At 36.1% G+C, this 14,314-nt stretch carries 11 protein-coding genes; 7 read left to right on the forward strand and 4 right to left on the reverse strand.

The features are described 5' to 3' along the window. Nucleotide 1 precedes the first annotated feature (1 nt). From ACH2AZ_RS01335 to ACH2AZ_RS01345, 3 genes are read right to left on the reverse strand one after another with little or no spacing between them, the layout of a single operon-like run. Nucleotides 2-1,729, reverse strand: a complete 1,728-nt coding sequence (locus ACH2AZ_RS01335) for a sodium:solute symporter family protein (protein ID WP_394906293.1) — start codon at nt 1,727-1,729, stop codon at nt 2-4. Nucleotides 1,730-1,737: 8 nt separating this feature from the next. Continuing rightward, on the reverse strand, nt 1,738-2,118 hold the full coding sequence (locus ACH2AZ_RS01340; RefSeq protein ID WP_394906294.1) for a Rid family detoxifying hydrolase: 381 nt from the start codon (nt 2,116-2,118) through the stop codon (nt 1,738-1,740). 13 nt (nt 2,119-2,131) lie between these two features. Continuing rightward, on the reverse strand, nt 2,132-4,828 hold the full coding sequence (locus ACH2AZ_RS01345) for a putative LPS assembly protein LptD (protein ID WP_394906295.1): 2,697 nt from the start codon (nt 4,826-4,828) through the stop codon (nt 2,132-2,134). A 134-nt stretch (nt 4,829-4,962) separates the two neighbouring features. Between ACH2AZ_RS01345 and ACH2AZ_RS01350 the strand changes: the two genes are divergently transcribed. From ACH2AZ_RS01350 to bshA, 7 genes are read left to right on the forward strand one after another with little or no spacing between them, the layout of a single operon-like run. Continuing rightward, nucleotides 4,963-6,048, forward strand: a complete 1,086-nt coding sequence (locus tag ACH2AZ_RS01350) for an N-acetylmuramoyl-L-alanine amidase (protein WP_394906296.1) — start codon at nt 4,963-4,965, stop codon at nt 6,046-6,048. Nucleotides 6,049-6,101: 53 nt separating this feature from the next. Next, the gene (locus ACH2AZ_RS01355; RefSeq protein WP_394906297.1) at nt 6,102-7,049 is read left to right on the forward strand and encodes an MlaD family protein; all 948 of its coding nucleotides are present in this window, start codon (nt 6,102-6,104) and stop codon (nt 7,047-7,049) included. Between the two features lie 9 nt (nt 7,050-7,058). Further along, the gene (locus tag ACH2AZ_RS01360; RefSeq protein WP_394906298.1) at nt 7,059-8,402 is read left to right on the forward strand and encodes a 4Fe-4S dicluster domain-containing protein; all 1,344 of its coding nucleotides are present in this window, start codon (nt 7,059-7,061) and stop codon (nt 8,400-8,402) included. Nucleotides 8,403-8,416: 14 nt separating this feature from the next. After that, nucleotides 8,417-9,226, forward strand: coding sequence for a (Fe-S)-binding protein (locus ACH2AZ_RS01365; protein ID WP_394906299.1), 810 nt, complete (start codon nt 8,417-8,419; stop codon nt 9,224-9,226). A gap of 9 nt (nt 9,227-9,235) precedes the next feature. Then, entirely contained in the window at nt 9,236-9,718 is a 483-nt protein-coding gene (locus ACH2AZ_RS01370) for an ABC transporter ATPase (protein WP_394906300.1), read from the forward strand. A 21-nt stretch (nt 9,719-9,739) separates the two neighbouring features. Then, on the forward strand, nt 9,740-12,658 hold the full coding sequence (locus tag ACH2AZ_RS01375; RefSeq protein ID WP_394906301.1) for a glycoside hydrolase family 3 N-terminal domain-containing protein: 2,919 nt from the start codon (nt 9,740-9,742) through the stop codon (nt 12,656-12,658). An 11-nt stretch (nt 12,659-12,669) separates the two neighbouring features. Then, a complete protein-coding gene (gene bshA, locus ACH2AZ_RS01380) occupies nt 12,670-13,800 on the forward strand; it encodes an N-acetyl-alpha-D-glucosaminyl L-malate synthase BshA (protein ID WP_379044484.1) in 1,131 nt (376 codons plus the stop codon). On the opposite strand, the gene ACH2AZ_RS01385 is transcribed toward bshA, so the two are convergent. Then, nucleotides 13,797-14,309 (reverse strand): hypothetical protein, encoded by a 513-nt coding sequence (locus tag ACH2AZ_RS01385; RefSeq protein ID WP_379044481.1) that lies wholly within the window; start codon nt 14,307-14,309, stop codon nt 13,797-13,799. The genes bshA and ACH2AZ_RS01385 overlap by 4 nt on opposite strands. Nucleotides 14,310-14,314: the final 5 nt, after the last annotated feature.

Below are 14,314 nucleotides of genomic sequence, written 5' to 3' on the forward strand. Positions count from 1 at the left end.
TCTAAGTTAGCTTTTTCCATAATTTTAAAATAATTAATCCGCAAATTAAAGCAATCAAAAAACAGAAGATACTGTAGGTGGGTTTTTGATAAATCAAGTAACCTGTACCAAACAAAATGGCATAAACGCCAACAACGCCACTAAAAAAAGCCAGTATTTTTTGCTTTAGGAAGTCAAATTTTTTACCAGTTTCAAATACTTTTTCTTCAAATTTTTGTAGGGTATTAGCGTCGGTTGGTCGGGTAAACAAACTTACCAATACCCAACAAGTGGTTGTAATAACCACCCCAACAACCAATTGATAATGGCTGGCCAATTCAAACCACGGCGCTTCTAGTTTTGCGTTGATAAAAAATACTACCGCAATCAAGAATGAAACAAGCATGGCTGTAATTTCAGAATACGGGTTTATCCTGTACCAAAACCAACGTAAAATAAACAATAGCCCGGTGCCGGCACCTATTTGTAAAAGCAAATCAAATGCTTCTTTAGCTTCTTCTAAAAACAAACTCAATAAGGCGGCAAAAAGCATCATAATCACAGTCGAAATTCTTCCTAAACGTACTTTTTGTTTTTCACTGGCTTTAGGATTTACAAAGCGTGCATAAAAATCATTAACCACATAACTACTTCCCCAATTAAGATGGGTGGAAATAGTACTCATAAATGCTGCGATTAGAGAAGTAACTACAATGCCTAAAAGTCCAGAAGGTAAAAAACTCAACATTGCAGGATAGGCCAAATCATCTTTAATAAAATGCTTATCGAGACTAGGAAAAGCCTCTTGCAAACTAGCAGTACTAGGATAAATTACAATAGAAGCTAAGCCAATGATAATCCAAGGCCAAGGCCTTAATGCATAATGAGCTATGGTAAAAAATAAGGTAGCTCCTACTGCGTGTTTTTTATTTTTGGCGGCCAGCATACGCTGGGCAATATAACCACCACCGCCTGGTTCTGCTCCAGGGTACCATACGCTCCACCATTGAACGGCTAAAGGTACCAGTAAAAGCGGCACATAAACTTCTGGATTGGTAAAATCTGGAAAAAAAGGCATTTTTGGTTGTACCTTCTGGTTGTTAATCAGGGCATCTAAGCCGCCAATTTCAGGTAAATTAATGATGTAAATGCTAGCCCAAATGCTACCGAGCATCGCGATAAAAAACTGAATAAAATCTGTAATTAATACTCCCTTTAATCCGCCAAGAAGCGAGTAAACCACTGTGATTATAGAAGACACCAATAGGGTTTGTAAAGCAGAAAAGCCAAACATTACGTGGCCTATTTTAATGGCGGCTAAACATACGCCAGCCATAATAACTATATTGAAAAATACGCCTAGATAAAGGGCACGAAAACCACGTAGAAAAGCGGCACTTTTTCCGCTATAGCGTAGTTCGTAAAATTCTAAATCGGTTGTGATATCACTCTTTCGCCATAATTTAGCGTAAAAGAAAACAGTTAGCATTCCGGTAAGTAAAAAACTCCACCAAACCCAATTACCAAACACCCCATCATTCCTTACAATTCCCGCAACTAGACCTGGTGTGTCTGCTGCAAAAGTGGTGGCCACCATAGAAACTCCTAAAAGCCACCACGGCATATTTTTACCAGATAAGAAATAACTATCCACGTCCTTTTGACCTTTGAAATAAACTAAAACACCAACGCCAAGGCTTATTACAAAAAATCCGATGATCAATAAACAATCTAGACCCGATAGTTGCATAAATGGGATTATTTAATAGCTATAGCGCTAATTTCTACATTTACAAATTTGGGTAAATTAGCAACTTCAACTGTTTCACGGGCAGGTGCAGTCGATTCATCAAAATAAGTCGCATACACCTCATTTATTATACTGAAGTTATGCATATCACTTATAAAAATAGAAGTTTTTACTACGTTTTGTAGTGACATTCCAGCGGCTTTTAAAACAGCCATTAAGTTATTCATTACCCGATGCGTCTCATCGCGTAAATCTTTAGTTTCTAGTTCTCCCGTTTCCGGATTTATAGCAATTTGACCACTTATATAAAGCATGTCTTTAACCAAAATAGCTTGATTATAAGGTCCTATAGGTTGTGGGGCATCTGGGGTATTAATTATTTCTCTCATAATGATTCTTATTTTATAAGCGTCTATCTCTTTCTCTGTTTTTATCGTATTTTAAATCCTGTAGCACATTAGCTTTAATACCTATAAAAAAGTACCAAGATTCGCGGTCACCAAATGGCGTCCAATTAAACGATAATCGCCAACTTTCTAGGTCACGCTGAAAACGCAATTGGGTAAAGGTAAAGCCTGGATTAACAAAATCAAAACCCGAGGAGGCACCAACCTTCCAACGAGGAGACAACTCTACATCTCCACTAAACATAATAGAATGCCCCGAAATCTCGTTATTCCTTCTTAGGTTATCATAGGTCATACTATAAGCGATGCGTAAATTCCAAGGAATACTATAATTATAACGCTTAGTTTCATTTTCTACCACTTCTTCTTCCTCATCTTCATAGAGTTTTCCATCAAAATCAGCCGATCTTCCAAATAAATCATCTGGTCTACCGCCATTTCTAAAAGATTCATTTTCAAGTTCATCTGTTTGTTCATCTGAGTTACGCTCAAAATCTTTATTGGAGAAACTATAACTAAAACTCGCCTGTGCCCTTGTTAATCTAAATAGACTACCACCATTATTGATATTCCACTTGTCGATTCTCTCATTACTATTGTTTAAAGCGTATGGATCTAAAGCACCATTAAAATTTATGGTAAGTTTATCTTGAACCACAGGCAGTGAACCTCGAACTACAACTGGTTGTAGCTTTAAAGAATCGGCTGCCATATTGTAGGAAGTTCCTAAACTAAAATTTGAAAGCAACTTTCTTTTAATTGGTTCTGTTGCGGTGGTATCGCGTGAGGTTATTTTTGCTTCAAAATCATTGGTTACATTAAACCCAATACTGCTTGCATATCGGTTTCCTGGCGCTCCAAATAAAGAGCCTTCAAATCTAGAATAACTTACATTTCTAGCTTCTAGAGTAGAAGTTGCTGGCACCAAATAAGTGTCGTAAAATTGATCGAAAGAGGGGGTGAGTGTATAACTTAAAGATGGTCTAATTACATGCCTTATAGCCTGAATTTTTTTATCTTTTCCAAAGTTTTTTTGGCCGTATACAGTTGTTCCAATACTAGAACTAAAATTATAGGTTCTAAAAGAATCAAATCCGTTAAGGGTATCGCGCACAACAGCTTGCGTATCTTGATCATAGCGCTGCTCAATGGTTTTAAAAACCCAATTTTCTTCAAAATTTGTTCCCGCACTAACACTAAAATGTTTAAACAGTTTAAAATTTGTAGCAATGGGTATGCTATGCTTAATTCCGCTTTGCATATCTCTAAACATTTGTGGTTTAAAGAAAAGAGAATCGGTCGTTTTTATTCTATTTTCACCTCGTAAACTATACTGGAAATTAATATTTTCAAAAATACCTTTCTTGGTCCCATTTTTAGGAGCAAAAGGATAAATTCTAGACATACTTGCGTTTAAGCTAGGCAAGGTCATATTGATTTCCTGTGTATTAGTATTTTGATTGTGGGTGGCAGCAATGTTTAAATTAACCTCTGGGAAACCACTAAAGGTTTTACTGTAAGATACCGATGAACTCAGGTTGTTATTCAGAAAATTAGCGGTGTTGGTTTGATTGATACTTTCTTGGTAATATTGCGAACTTCCAAGGTTAACAGAGGCTTGAAATCTGCTAGACGGATTAGCTTTTGCGTCTTGTGAATGCGACCAGCGAATGTTATAAATAGAGCTTTCTGAATAATCGGGAAAACCGGGTTCACTATTGAGAAGTTTTTCATACCTAAAGCTAAAATTACCCCTAAATTTATAACGCAGCGCATAATTTGATTCGGCTCTAAAGCCAAAACTACCGTTGGTGTAATAATCACCTAAAACGGCTAAATCAACATATTCATTAATATTAAAATAATAACCACCATTTTGTAAAAAGTAACCTCTGTTTTGGTTATCTCCAAAAGAGGGTAAGATAATACCCGAAGAACGTTCATCGGTTAAGGGAAAGTAGCCAAAAGGCAACATTAACGGGGTAGGCACATCGGCGATGTACATGGTTACTAAACCCGTAATCACCTTTTTTTCGGGAACTAATTTAACCTGTCTTGCGTTAAAATAATATTCGGGGTTGTCTATATCTTTTGCGGTGGTAAACTTTACATTTTGCATAAAGTAAACCGAATCGTTTTCTTTTTTGGTTATAGCTCCTTTGACATTAAATTCGCCTTGCTGCGTGCGAGAATTGTAAACCAAGGCCTTTTGAGTGTCAAAATTGAATCGGATACTATCGGGCTCAACAATATTCTGTCCTTGAGAAAAAACCGGTCGCTGAGTATAATTACCTAAGGAATCTTTAATGCCAAAAGCATACACCTCATTGGTAGCATTATTCAATATTATTTTTCCAGCTTCAAGCGTGATGTCGCCATAAACAATTTTGGCTTCATTATACAAATAGGCTTTCTTGTTTTTAGCATCAAGCATCATATAATCCTTAGCCGTACTAATCACATTATCGGTTAAAAAAGAATTAGTTTTAGTACTGTCTTCTTGAATTATATCATTGTTAGGATTTACAATAGGAGTACTTTTTAAAAGGCTATCGCTTAAAGGAAAAATAGCTTCTCGTTCTGCCGGAATACGCAAGGTACGGGTGCTATCAATTTCTTGAGCTTGCGTCGAATTAAAAAACAAGAAAAGAAAAAAACAAGATAAAAGTATATGGTATAAGTTTGTTTGCAATGCTTATAGTGCTATTTTTGTATTGTTTGGCTTGCTTTTTGAAAAGCCAAAATTACATATATTTTTTTAAGGGTTGTTCAGAATTTTTAAAAATAAACAAATCAGCAAGTAAAAATTAGCTTAAGCTATTCAATATGAAAAAGTTTTCACTTTATTTCTTTCTCCTTTGCGGAATTTTATTGCTAAACCAAGAACTAGCTTGGTCGCAAAATAAAACCTTTGTAGTGGTTTTAGATGCGGGTCACGGAGGAAAAGATCCAGGAAATCGAGGAAACGGTTATAAGGAAAAAGATATTGCCCTAAAGGTGGTTCTTGAAGTAGGAAAGATCTTAAAAAAAGATAAAGACATAAAAGTACTTTACACCAGAACGACAGATAAATTTGTAACTTTAGACGATAGAGCTAAAATTGCCAATGACGCTGATGCTGATTTATTTGTTTCTGTTCATTGCAATGCTCATAGTAGTAACGCACAAGGTACAGAAACATTTGTTTTAGGTTTACACCGTAATGAAGACAACCTAAAGATTGCGATGAAAGAAAACTCGGTAATTTACTTAGAAGATGATTATGAAGTGGTTTATGATGGTTTCGACCCGAGTTCTCCCGCCTCTTATATTGGAATGACTTTAATGCAAGAAGAATATTTAGATCAAAGTATTTTATTAGCTGATTATGTGCAAAAGCAATTCACTAACACCCTTAAACGGGTAAATCGAGGGGTGAAACAAGCTGGTTTTTTAGTTCTTCGCAAGACGTTTATGCCTAGTGTTTTAGTTGAAACGGGATTTTTAACCAATAAACAAGAAGGACGTTATTTAAACTCGCCGGCTGGGCAGGCTAAAATGGCGACCTCTATAGCTAAAGGAGTAGTTGACTATAAAAACAGTATAAACCTAAGTGCCACAGAAGTAAAGTACAAAAATGATTTTAAAAAAAGTGAAAAGGAATACCCACTAATTACTTTTAAGGTGCAGATTGCGGCAGGTAGCAAGCCGCTTGAATTAGCTCCGTATAACTTTAAAGGTTTGAAAGATGTTTCGCGTAAGCTCGAAGGCAAACTTTATAAGTATTATTATGGAAACACGAGTAATTATGACGAGATTCAACGATTGCTACAACAAGCCAAAAGCGCTGGATTTTCAAAAAGCTTTCTTGTTGCTTTTAAAGAGGGAGTTAAAATAAGCGTTAACGACGCGTTAAAAACTAAGCGGAAATAAAAGCATTTTCTATTTTTAATCCTTAAATTTGTTAATTCTTAAATCCGCTACAATTGAAAATATCGAAAGAAGTTAAAACTGCATTACTCGCCTTATTGGCTATAGCCCTATTGATATTTGGTTATAATTTTTTAAAAGGAAATAATTTACTAGACAATAATAGAACCTTTTACGCGGTATACGACGATGTTGAAGGGCTAGCTCCTTCATCCCCAGTTACCATTAACGGATTGCAAGTGGGTACGGTTTCGGGTATTCGATTCTTAAATAAAACAGGAGCCATTTTGGTGAGTATGAATGTCCAAAATGAGTTTCAATTTTCAAAAACAAGTAAAGCTCAAATCTATGGTGGCGGTATTATAGGTGGAAAAAGTTTGGCAATTATTCCTGAATACGACGGACCTATGGCTAAATCTGGAGACACTTTACCCGGAGAAATAGATGAAGGTTTGTTAGAGCTAGTAAACGATAGACTTACGCCATTACAAAATAAGGTGGAAAAAGCCATCAGTAGTACTGATTCAGTTCTTTTTGCGTTTAATGATATATTAAACCCAGAGTCACGAAAAAACCTTAAGCAAAGTCTTGCAAACTTTAATTCTATATCAGAACATTTCAAAAATATTACAGGGAGAACAGATAATATGCTTAAGAACAATGAAGATAAGCTGAGTAGAACTCTTAGTAATATTGATAAAACCACGGCTAATTTAAGCAAGCTAAGCGATAGTCTTTCGCAAGTTGATATTGCACAAATTACACGTGATTTAGAAACCGCAATTCACGATTTTAAAAGTATTGCCAGTGAACTGAACCAAGGAAAAGGTACAGCTGGTAAACTTTTAAAAGACCCTGCTATTTATGATAATATGGATCGTGCAACCCGACAATTAGAACAATTGCTACAGGATTTAAAATTAAATCCTAAACGTTACGTACATTTTTCGTTATTCGGGAAAAAAAATAAAGCTTACGAAAAACCAAAAGACTCTCTTAAATAAATTTGAAATATGGCAATTTTAGGACAAATACTATTTTTCATCGCCCTTGTATTGGGCGTTGGCTTTTTTACCCTAAATATCAAGAAGTTAATTCGCAATATTAAACTAGGTAAAGCAGTTGACTGTAACGACCGAAAAAGCGAACGTTTTAAGCAAATGGCTAAAGTCGCTTTAGGGCAATCTAAAATGGTGGTGCGGCCAATTGCCGGTGTCTTACATATAATAGTATACGTTGGCTTTATTATTATAAATATTGAAGTTATAGAGATTATAATCGATGGTCTTTTTGGTACGCACCGTGTTTTGTCTTTTATGGGTTGTTTCTATAATTTTTTAATCGGCACTTTTGAGATATTAGCCTTATTGGTGTTTGTAGGGGTAGTGGTATTTTGGCTAAGAAGAAATGCCTTAAAAATAAAACGTTTCTGGGCCAACGAAATGAAAGGTTGGCCAAAAGATGATGCCAACTATATTCTATATTTTGAGATGGTACTTATGGGCTTGTTTTTATTAATGAATGCCGCAGATTATGAATTGCAACTTTCTGGTGCTGCGCATTATGCGCAACAAGACGGATCTATAGTAGGCGCTTTTCCTGTGAGTCAATATATAAGTCCGCTTCTAGCGGGATTATCAGAATCTAGCTTAATTTTAGTTGAGCGTTCGGCTTGGTGGTTACATATTTTAGGTATTTTGTTTTTCCTAAATTATTTATACTACTCAAAGCATTTACATATTTTGCTTGCCTTTCCTAATACCTATTTGGCTAAGTTACAACCCAAAGGAGAGATGGATAACTTAGAATCGGTTAAACAAGAGGTAGCCTTGATGATGGACCCTAACGCTGATCCGTTTGCTGCCCCAAGTGGAGACGATGAAACAGCAGAGCCAGAAAAATTTGGAGCAAGTGACGTGTTTGATTTGAATCAGGTGCAATTGCTTAATGCCTACACTTGTACAGAATGCGGTAGGTGTACATCAGAATGTCCGGCCAACCAAACGGGTAAGAAACTATCTCCGCGTAAAATTATGATGGATACTCGTGATCGTTTGCAGGAAGTGAGTAAACAGATAGATGCTAAAAAAGACCCTAAAGAAGATGGTAAACAATTATTAGATGATTATATAACCCGAGAAGAGCTTTGGGCATGTACAACTTGTAACGCTTGTGTACAAGCTTGCCCTATTGGCATAGACCCTTTATCTATTATTTTAGATATGCGAAGGTATTTAGTTATGGAACAAAGTGCAGCGCCTAATGAATTAAATGTTGCAATGGGTAATATAGAGAATAATGGAGCACCTTGGCCTTATAATCAAATGGATCGATTAAACTGGGCAGACGAAAATTAAAATAGAATATAGCAATGAATACAGATAATACAAATACAGAGAAAATTAAAGTACCTACCATGGCCGAATATATGGCGCAAGGAAAAAAACCAGAAGTTCTTTTTTGGGTCGGTTGTGCGGGTAGTTTTGATGATCGTGCAAAAAAAATAACCAAAGCATTTATAAAACTTTTAACCAAAGCAAAAGTCGACTATGCCGTATTAGGAACCGAAGAAAGTTGTACAGGAGATCCGGCTAAAAGGTCGGGGAATGAGTTTTTATTCCAAATGCAAGCAGCGATGAATATTGAGGTGCTAAATGGCTATGAAGTTAAAAAAATTGTTACCGCTTGTCCGCATTGCTTTAATACCATAAAAAATGAATACCCAGAATTAGGCGGAAATTATGAAGTTGTACATCATACTCAATTTTTGAAAGGTTTGATGGAAGAAGGTCGTCTACGCGTAGAAGGCGGTAAATTTAAAGGGAAACGAATAACTTTTCACGACCCTTGTTACTTAGGCCGTGCCAACGACGAATATGAAGCGCCACGTGATTTGCTTAGAAAGCTAGAAGTAGAGTTGCTTGAAATGCGTAAATGCAAAAGCCAAGGGCTATGTTGTGGTGCAGGTGGTGGCCAAATGTTTAAAGAACCAGAAAAAGGGAATAAAGATGTGAATGTATTAAGAACAGAACAAGCTTTAGAAACTAAACCTGAAGCCATTGCAGCCGGTTGTCCTTTTTGCAATACGATGATGACAGACGGCGTAAAAAACAAAAATAAAGAAAATGAAGTAGAAGTGCTTGATGTGGCCGAAATGATAGCACAAGCACAAGATCTGTAAATCAAAAATATGTGGGTAGAATTTAATGCGTTAGCCGATGAATCAAAAATATGGATTTATCAGGCAAATCGGTCTTTTACGGATGTAGAACTACAAGAATTAGAAGTGTCGATAAAAGACTTTGTAAATAACTGGGCCGCGCACGGCACTGGATTAAAAGCTAGTTTTTTGATAAAACACAAACGTTTTATCATATTGGGTTTAGACGCTACGGGTGCACAGGCTAGTGGCTGCAGCATTGATACCTCTGTTCGTTTTATTCAAGAACTTGAGAAAAAATATTCTGTTGATTTACTCGATAAAATGAATGTTACTTTTAAACAAGGGGAATATTTGGCTTATAAGCCTTTAATTGATTTTAAGAAATTAGTTAAAAATAAATCTGTTTCGGGTAAAACTATAGTATTCAATAACCTGGTGAATACTAAAAAAGAATTGGAGACAGATTGGGAGATTCCTTTAGAAGAAAGTTGGCACAATCGATTTTTATAACCATTTAAAGAAGTTTCTACTATGCCCAGATTTTTTTTAATTGCTTTCGCAACCCTTGTTGGTATGCAGTTTTCTTTAAATGCGCAGCAAAAAAATCCGCTTGAAGCCAAAAACCCAATTTTACAAAAAGCCTGGGTAGATTCTGTATACCAAAATTTAACGCTTGATGAAAAAATTGGACAATTGTTTATGGCCGATATTTTTTCAAGTAAAGGAAAACCAGCCGAAAATAATCTTGCTGCACTGATAAAAAACTATCATATTGGTGGTGTAATTTTTTCTAAAGGTGGACCAGGACGGCAGGCAAAAATGCACAATCGGTTACAAGAAAAAGCTAAAGTACCTTTATTAATCGGTATGGATGCCGAATGGGGTCTGGCTATGCGCTTAGACTCCACCTATTCTTTTCCTTGGAATATGACCTTGGGTGCTATTCAAGATCCAGATTTAATTTATGAAGCCGGAAAACAAATCGCTAAGCATAACAAACGCTTAGGAGTACATTTTAATTTTGCACCAGTAGTAGATGTAAACATAAACCCAGCAAACCCAATTATTGGTAATCGTTCTTTTGGTGAAAATGTGCAAAAAATCACTCAACAAGCTATCGCCTTTATGCAAGGGATGCATAGTGAAAATGTTTTGAGCAGCGCCAAACATTTTCCCGGGCACGGCGATACCCATACCGATTCTCATAAAAGTTTGCCTTTTCTAGATTTTACTAGACAGCGATTAGATAGTGTTGAATTATTCCCCTTTAGGGAATTAATTAAGAATGGTGTTTCAAGTATAATGGTTGGCCATTTAAATGTACCTGCTTTGCAAGAAGACAATATTCCCACCTCTTTAAGTAAGGCGGTTATTACCGATCTTTTAAAAACTAGATACCAATATAAAGGCTTGATTTTTACCGATGCTTTAAATATGCGCGGAGTAGCTGATTTTGATGAACCGGGTGAAATAGACCTTGCTGCATTCAAAGCAGGAAATGATATATTATTAATCTCAGAAAATATTCCCGCAGCTCATCAACGATTAAAAGCAGCTTATGTTGAAAAAGAGATTACTGAAGAGCGTTTGGCACATTCAGTAAAAAAGATTTTAATGGCTAAATATAAAGCCGGTCTGCATGAATATAAACCTATCAAATTAGAAGGTTTACACGAAGATTTGAATGCTCACGAAAATGATGTGATTTATGAAGAATTGATAGAAAAAGCTATCACTTTAGTCAAGAATGATAAAGCTATTTTACCGGTACAGGATTTAGAAAAAAAGAAAATTGCCTATGTAAAATTAGGTAAGGATCCTGGGGAAGCATTTTTGAAAACATTGAATAAATATACGCAAGTAGATGAAGTTAAGGCAGATAGCCTTAGTGAATTGCTAGAAAAACTTAAAGCTTATAACTTGGTGATCGTTGGGCATCATACAGATAATGCTAATCCTTGGAAATCTTATAAATACACTTTGAACGAGAAGATTTGGTTGTATGAGATTGCCAGAAAAAATGAAGTAATTCTAGCTTCTTTTGCGCGCCCATATTCTATTATCGACTTGAAAACCACCATCAATATAAATGCTATTATTTTAGGATATCAAAACAGTAAACTGGCACAAGAAAAAGTAGCTCAGGCTATATTTGGCGGTCTAAGTGTTCAAGGAAAATTGCCGGTAAGTTTAGGTAAAGAATTCCCAGAAGGTACAGGTTTTATATTATCTAAGGTGCACAGACTTTCTTATGGTATGCCAGAAAGTGTAGGTATGCGTAGTATCAATTTTAAGGAAATTGATAGCATACTAAACGATATGGTCAAAAAAAAAATGGCCCCCGGAGCGCAAGTACTCATTGCGCGAAAAGGAAGGGTGGTTTATGATAAAAATGTAGGTTTTCATACTTACGAAAAAAAAAAGCCTGTAACTAGCCAAAGCATCTACGATTTGGCATCGTTGACGAAAATTCTGGCCACCTTACCTTTGGTAATGGAGCAATATGAAAAAGGAATCTTGAACCTTGATACCACCTTGGCAGAGCTTATTGAAGATTTTAAAGATTCTAATAAGGCAAATATAGACGTAAAGAGCATGTTGAGTCATTATGCCCAATTGAAAGCCTGGATTCCATTCTATATAGGAACACTAGACAGCCTTACGAATAAAGCTTCAAAAAAATACTTTCGTAAAGAAAGAGATCTTTTACATAATATTCAAGTAGCCGATAAAATGTTTATGCGAACCGATTATGCCGATACGCTTTTTAATATCATTAAGGAAAGTCCGCTACGGACTAAGAAAAATTACAAATACAGTGATTTACCTTATTATATTCTAAAACATTATCTCGAAGAATATTATGAACAGTCTTTAGCCGATTTAACTCAAAAGCATTTTTATGAGCCTTTAGGAGCTAATTTTACAGGTTATTTACCGCTCATTCGGTTTAAAAAGCAACAAATTACTCCATCAGAAGATGATAATTATTGGCGAGAACAGCGGGTGCAAGGTTATGTTCATGATCAAGGTGCTGCTATGCAAGGTGGCGTTGGAGGGCACGCAGGATTATTTAGTAACGCTAATGATGTAGCTAAACTTATGCAGGTTTATTTAAATGGGGGTACCTATGGCGGTAAACGTTTTTTCAAACCATCTACTATAAGCAGTTTTAATACTTGCTATTATTGCGATGAAGACGTGCGTAGAGGAGTGGGGTTTGATAAACCTCAGTTAGGAACGATTGGTCCAACCTGCGGCTGTTTATCTATGAACAGTTTTGGTCATAGTGGTTTTACCGGAACTTATGCTTGGGCAGACCCAGAAGAACAAATAGTTTACGTATTTTTATCGAATAGAACTTTTCCTGATGCAGGAAATCGTTTGTTGATTACAGAAGATGTACGCACAAAAATTCAAGCAATTATATATAAAGCAATTATTAACTAGAAATTGAACAAGTGAATATAGGTATAGTATGTTATCCAACCTTTGGTGGAAGTGGTGTTGTTGCAACCGAGTTAGGAATGGCTTTAGCAAAAAAAGGACATATTGTTCATTTTATCACCTATAAACAACCAGTTAGGCTTGAACAATTGTCTAGTAATATTCATTTTCACGAGGTGAATGTGCCCGAGTATCCGCTGTTTCATTACCAACCCTATGAATTAGCACTTTCGAGCAAGCTGGTAGATATGGTAAAATTGCATAAAATAGACTTGTTGCATGTGCATTATGCTATTCCGCACGCTTACGCGGGTTATATGGCAAAGCAGATGTTAGCACAAGAAGGTATTGAGTTACCAATGGTAACCACACTTCACGGAACAGATATTACTTTGGTAGGAAATCACCCTTATTACAAGCCAGCAGTTACATTCAGCATAAACAACAGCGATTATGTAACCACAGTGTCTGAAAGTTTGAAGTTAGACACCCTTAGATTATTTGACGTGACAAGTCCTATTCAAGTAATCCCTAATTTTATAGATTCACAAAAGTACCTGAATCCAATTAGTGAATGTCAACGTTCTTTAATGGCTCAAGATGATGAACGAATAATTACTCATGTTAGTAATTTTAGAAAAGTGAAAAGAATAGATGATGTGGTTAAAATATTTTACCACATACAAAAAGAAATCAAGGCTAAACTCATTATGGTTGGAGAAGGCCCCGAAGTGCAACCCGCTAAAGAATTAGCTTATTCCTTAGGTATAAGAGATAAAATTTTATTTATGGGAGCTAGTAATGAAGTCGAAAAGATCCTATGCCTATCGGATTTATTTTTGCTACCCTCAAAAAATGAAAGCTTTGGTTTGGCGGCATTAGAAGCTATGATAAATAAAGTACCCGTAATTTCATCGAATACAGGTGGGATTCCTGAGGTGAATAAGAATGGTTTCTCAGGTTATCTTAGTGATGTAGGCGATGTTGAAGATATGGCACAAAAAGCAATTCACATCTTAAAAGAAGAAAACCTGCTGACCTTTAAAAATAATGCCTATCAGCAGGCCTTAGCGTTTGATCTTGAGAAAATTATCCCTCAATATGAAAGTGTATATCACAAGGCAATAAACCGTAAAAAGGCTTAAAATTGGTAACGTACGCCTAAAGCGATATCCGGAATAAAATTGTTCAATACATCGTAGTCATTAAAACCTATCTCAGGTCTAAAATCTAGCGAAAGCATTAAAGGGATATCAAAGTTGTATTCAATGCCTATATCACCAGCTACAAATAGAAACATGCCATCGTTTGGGCGGTAACCATTTTTGAAATAGCGATTATCTTCTACGCTGCCTAAGCCACCACCTACACCAGCATACCAGTTGAACCCGCCTTCAATATTCCAAACCCATTGGTATAAACCGGTTAGTTTAAAAGCATCAAAATAGCTATCATTTCTCCAACCCAAGTCGGCTTCAAGCCTGTTATTTGGTGAACCAATTTGTCTTTGATAACTTATTTCAGCACCAAACCCGTCGCCGCCACCTAAACGAAGACCTAGAGCATTTTCAGCGATTAAACCGCTATTCTGGGCATTAAGACCTGTAAATGAAAGAATCATTAAAAGAATTCCAGAGAAAACGAATCGTATCATACTTT

Source organism: uncultured Mesonia sp. (genome assembly GCA_947499595.1).
Lineage (GTDB): Bacteria > Bacteroidota > Bacteroidia > Flavobacteriales > Flavobacteriaceae > Mesonia > Mesonia sediminis.

What these genes read in the sequence shown, in the direction of transcription:
- ACH2AZ_RS01335 (WP_394906293.1), bottom strand. Translation starts at nt 1,729, where the DNA reads ATGCAACTATCGGGTCTAGATTGTTTATTGATCATCGGATTTTTTGTA.
- ACH2AZ_RS01340 (WP_394906294.1), bottom strand. Translation starts at nt 2,118, where the DNA reads ATGAGAGAAATAATTAATACCCCAGATGCCCCACAACCTATAGGACCT.
- ACH2AZ_RS01350 (WP_394906296.1), top strand. Translation starts at nt 4,963, where the DNA reads ATGAAAAAGTTTTCACTTTATTTCTTTCTCCTTTGCGGAATTTTATTG.
- ACH2AZ_RS01360 (WP_394906298.1), top strand. Translation starts at nt 7,059, where the DNA reads ATGGCAATTTTAGGACAAATACTATTTTTCATCGCCCTTGTATTGGGC.
- ACH2AZ_RS01365 (WP_394906299.1), top strand. Translation starts at nt 8,417, where the DNA reads ATGAATACAGATAATACAAATACAGAGAAAATTAAAGTACCTACCATG.
- ACH2AZ_RS01370 (WP_394906300.1), top strand. Translation starts at nt 9,236, where the DNA reads ATGTGGGTAGAATTTAATGCGTTAGCCGATGAATCAAAAATATGGATT.
- ACH2AZ_RS01375 (WP_394906301.1), top strand. Translation starts at nt 9,740, where the DNA reads ATGCCCAGATTTTTTTTAATTGCTTTCGCAACCCTTGTTGGTATGCAG.
- ACH2AZ_RS01385 (WP_379044481.1), bottom strand. Translation starts at nt 14,309, where the DNA reads ATGATACGATTCGTTTTCTCTGGAATTCTTTTAATGATTCTTTCATTT.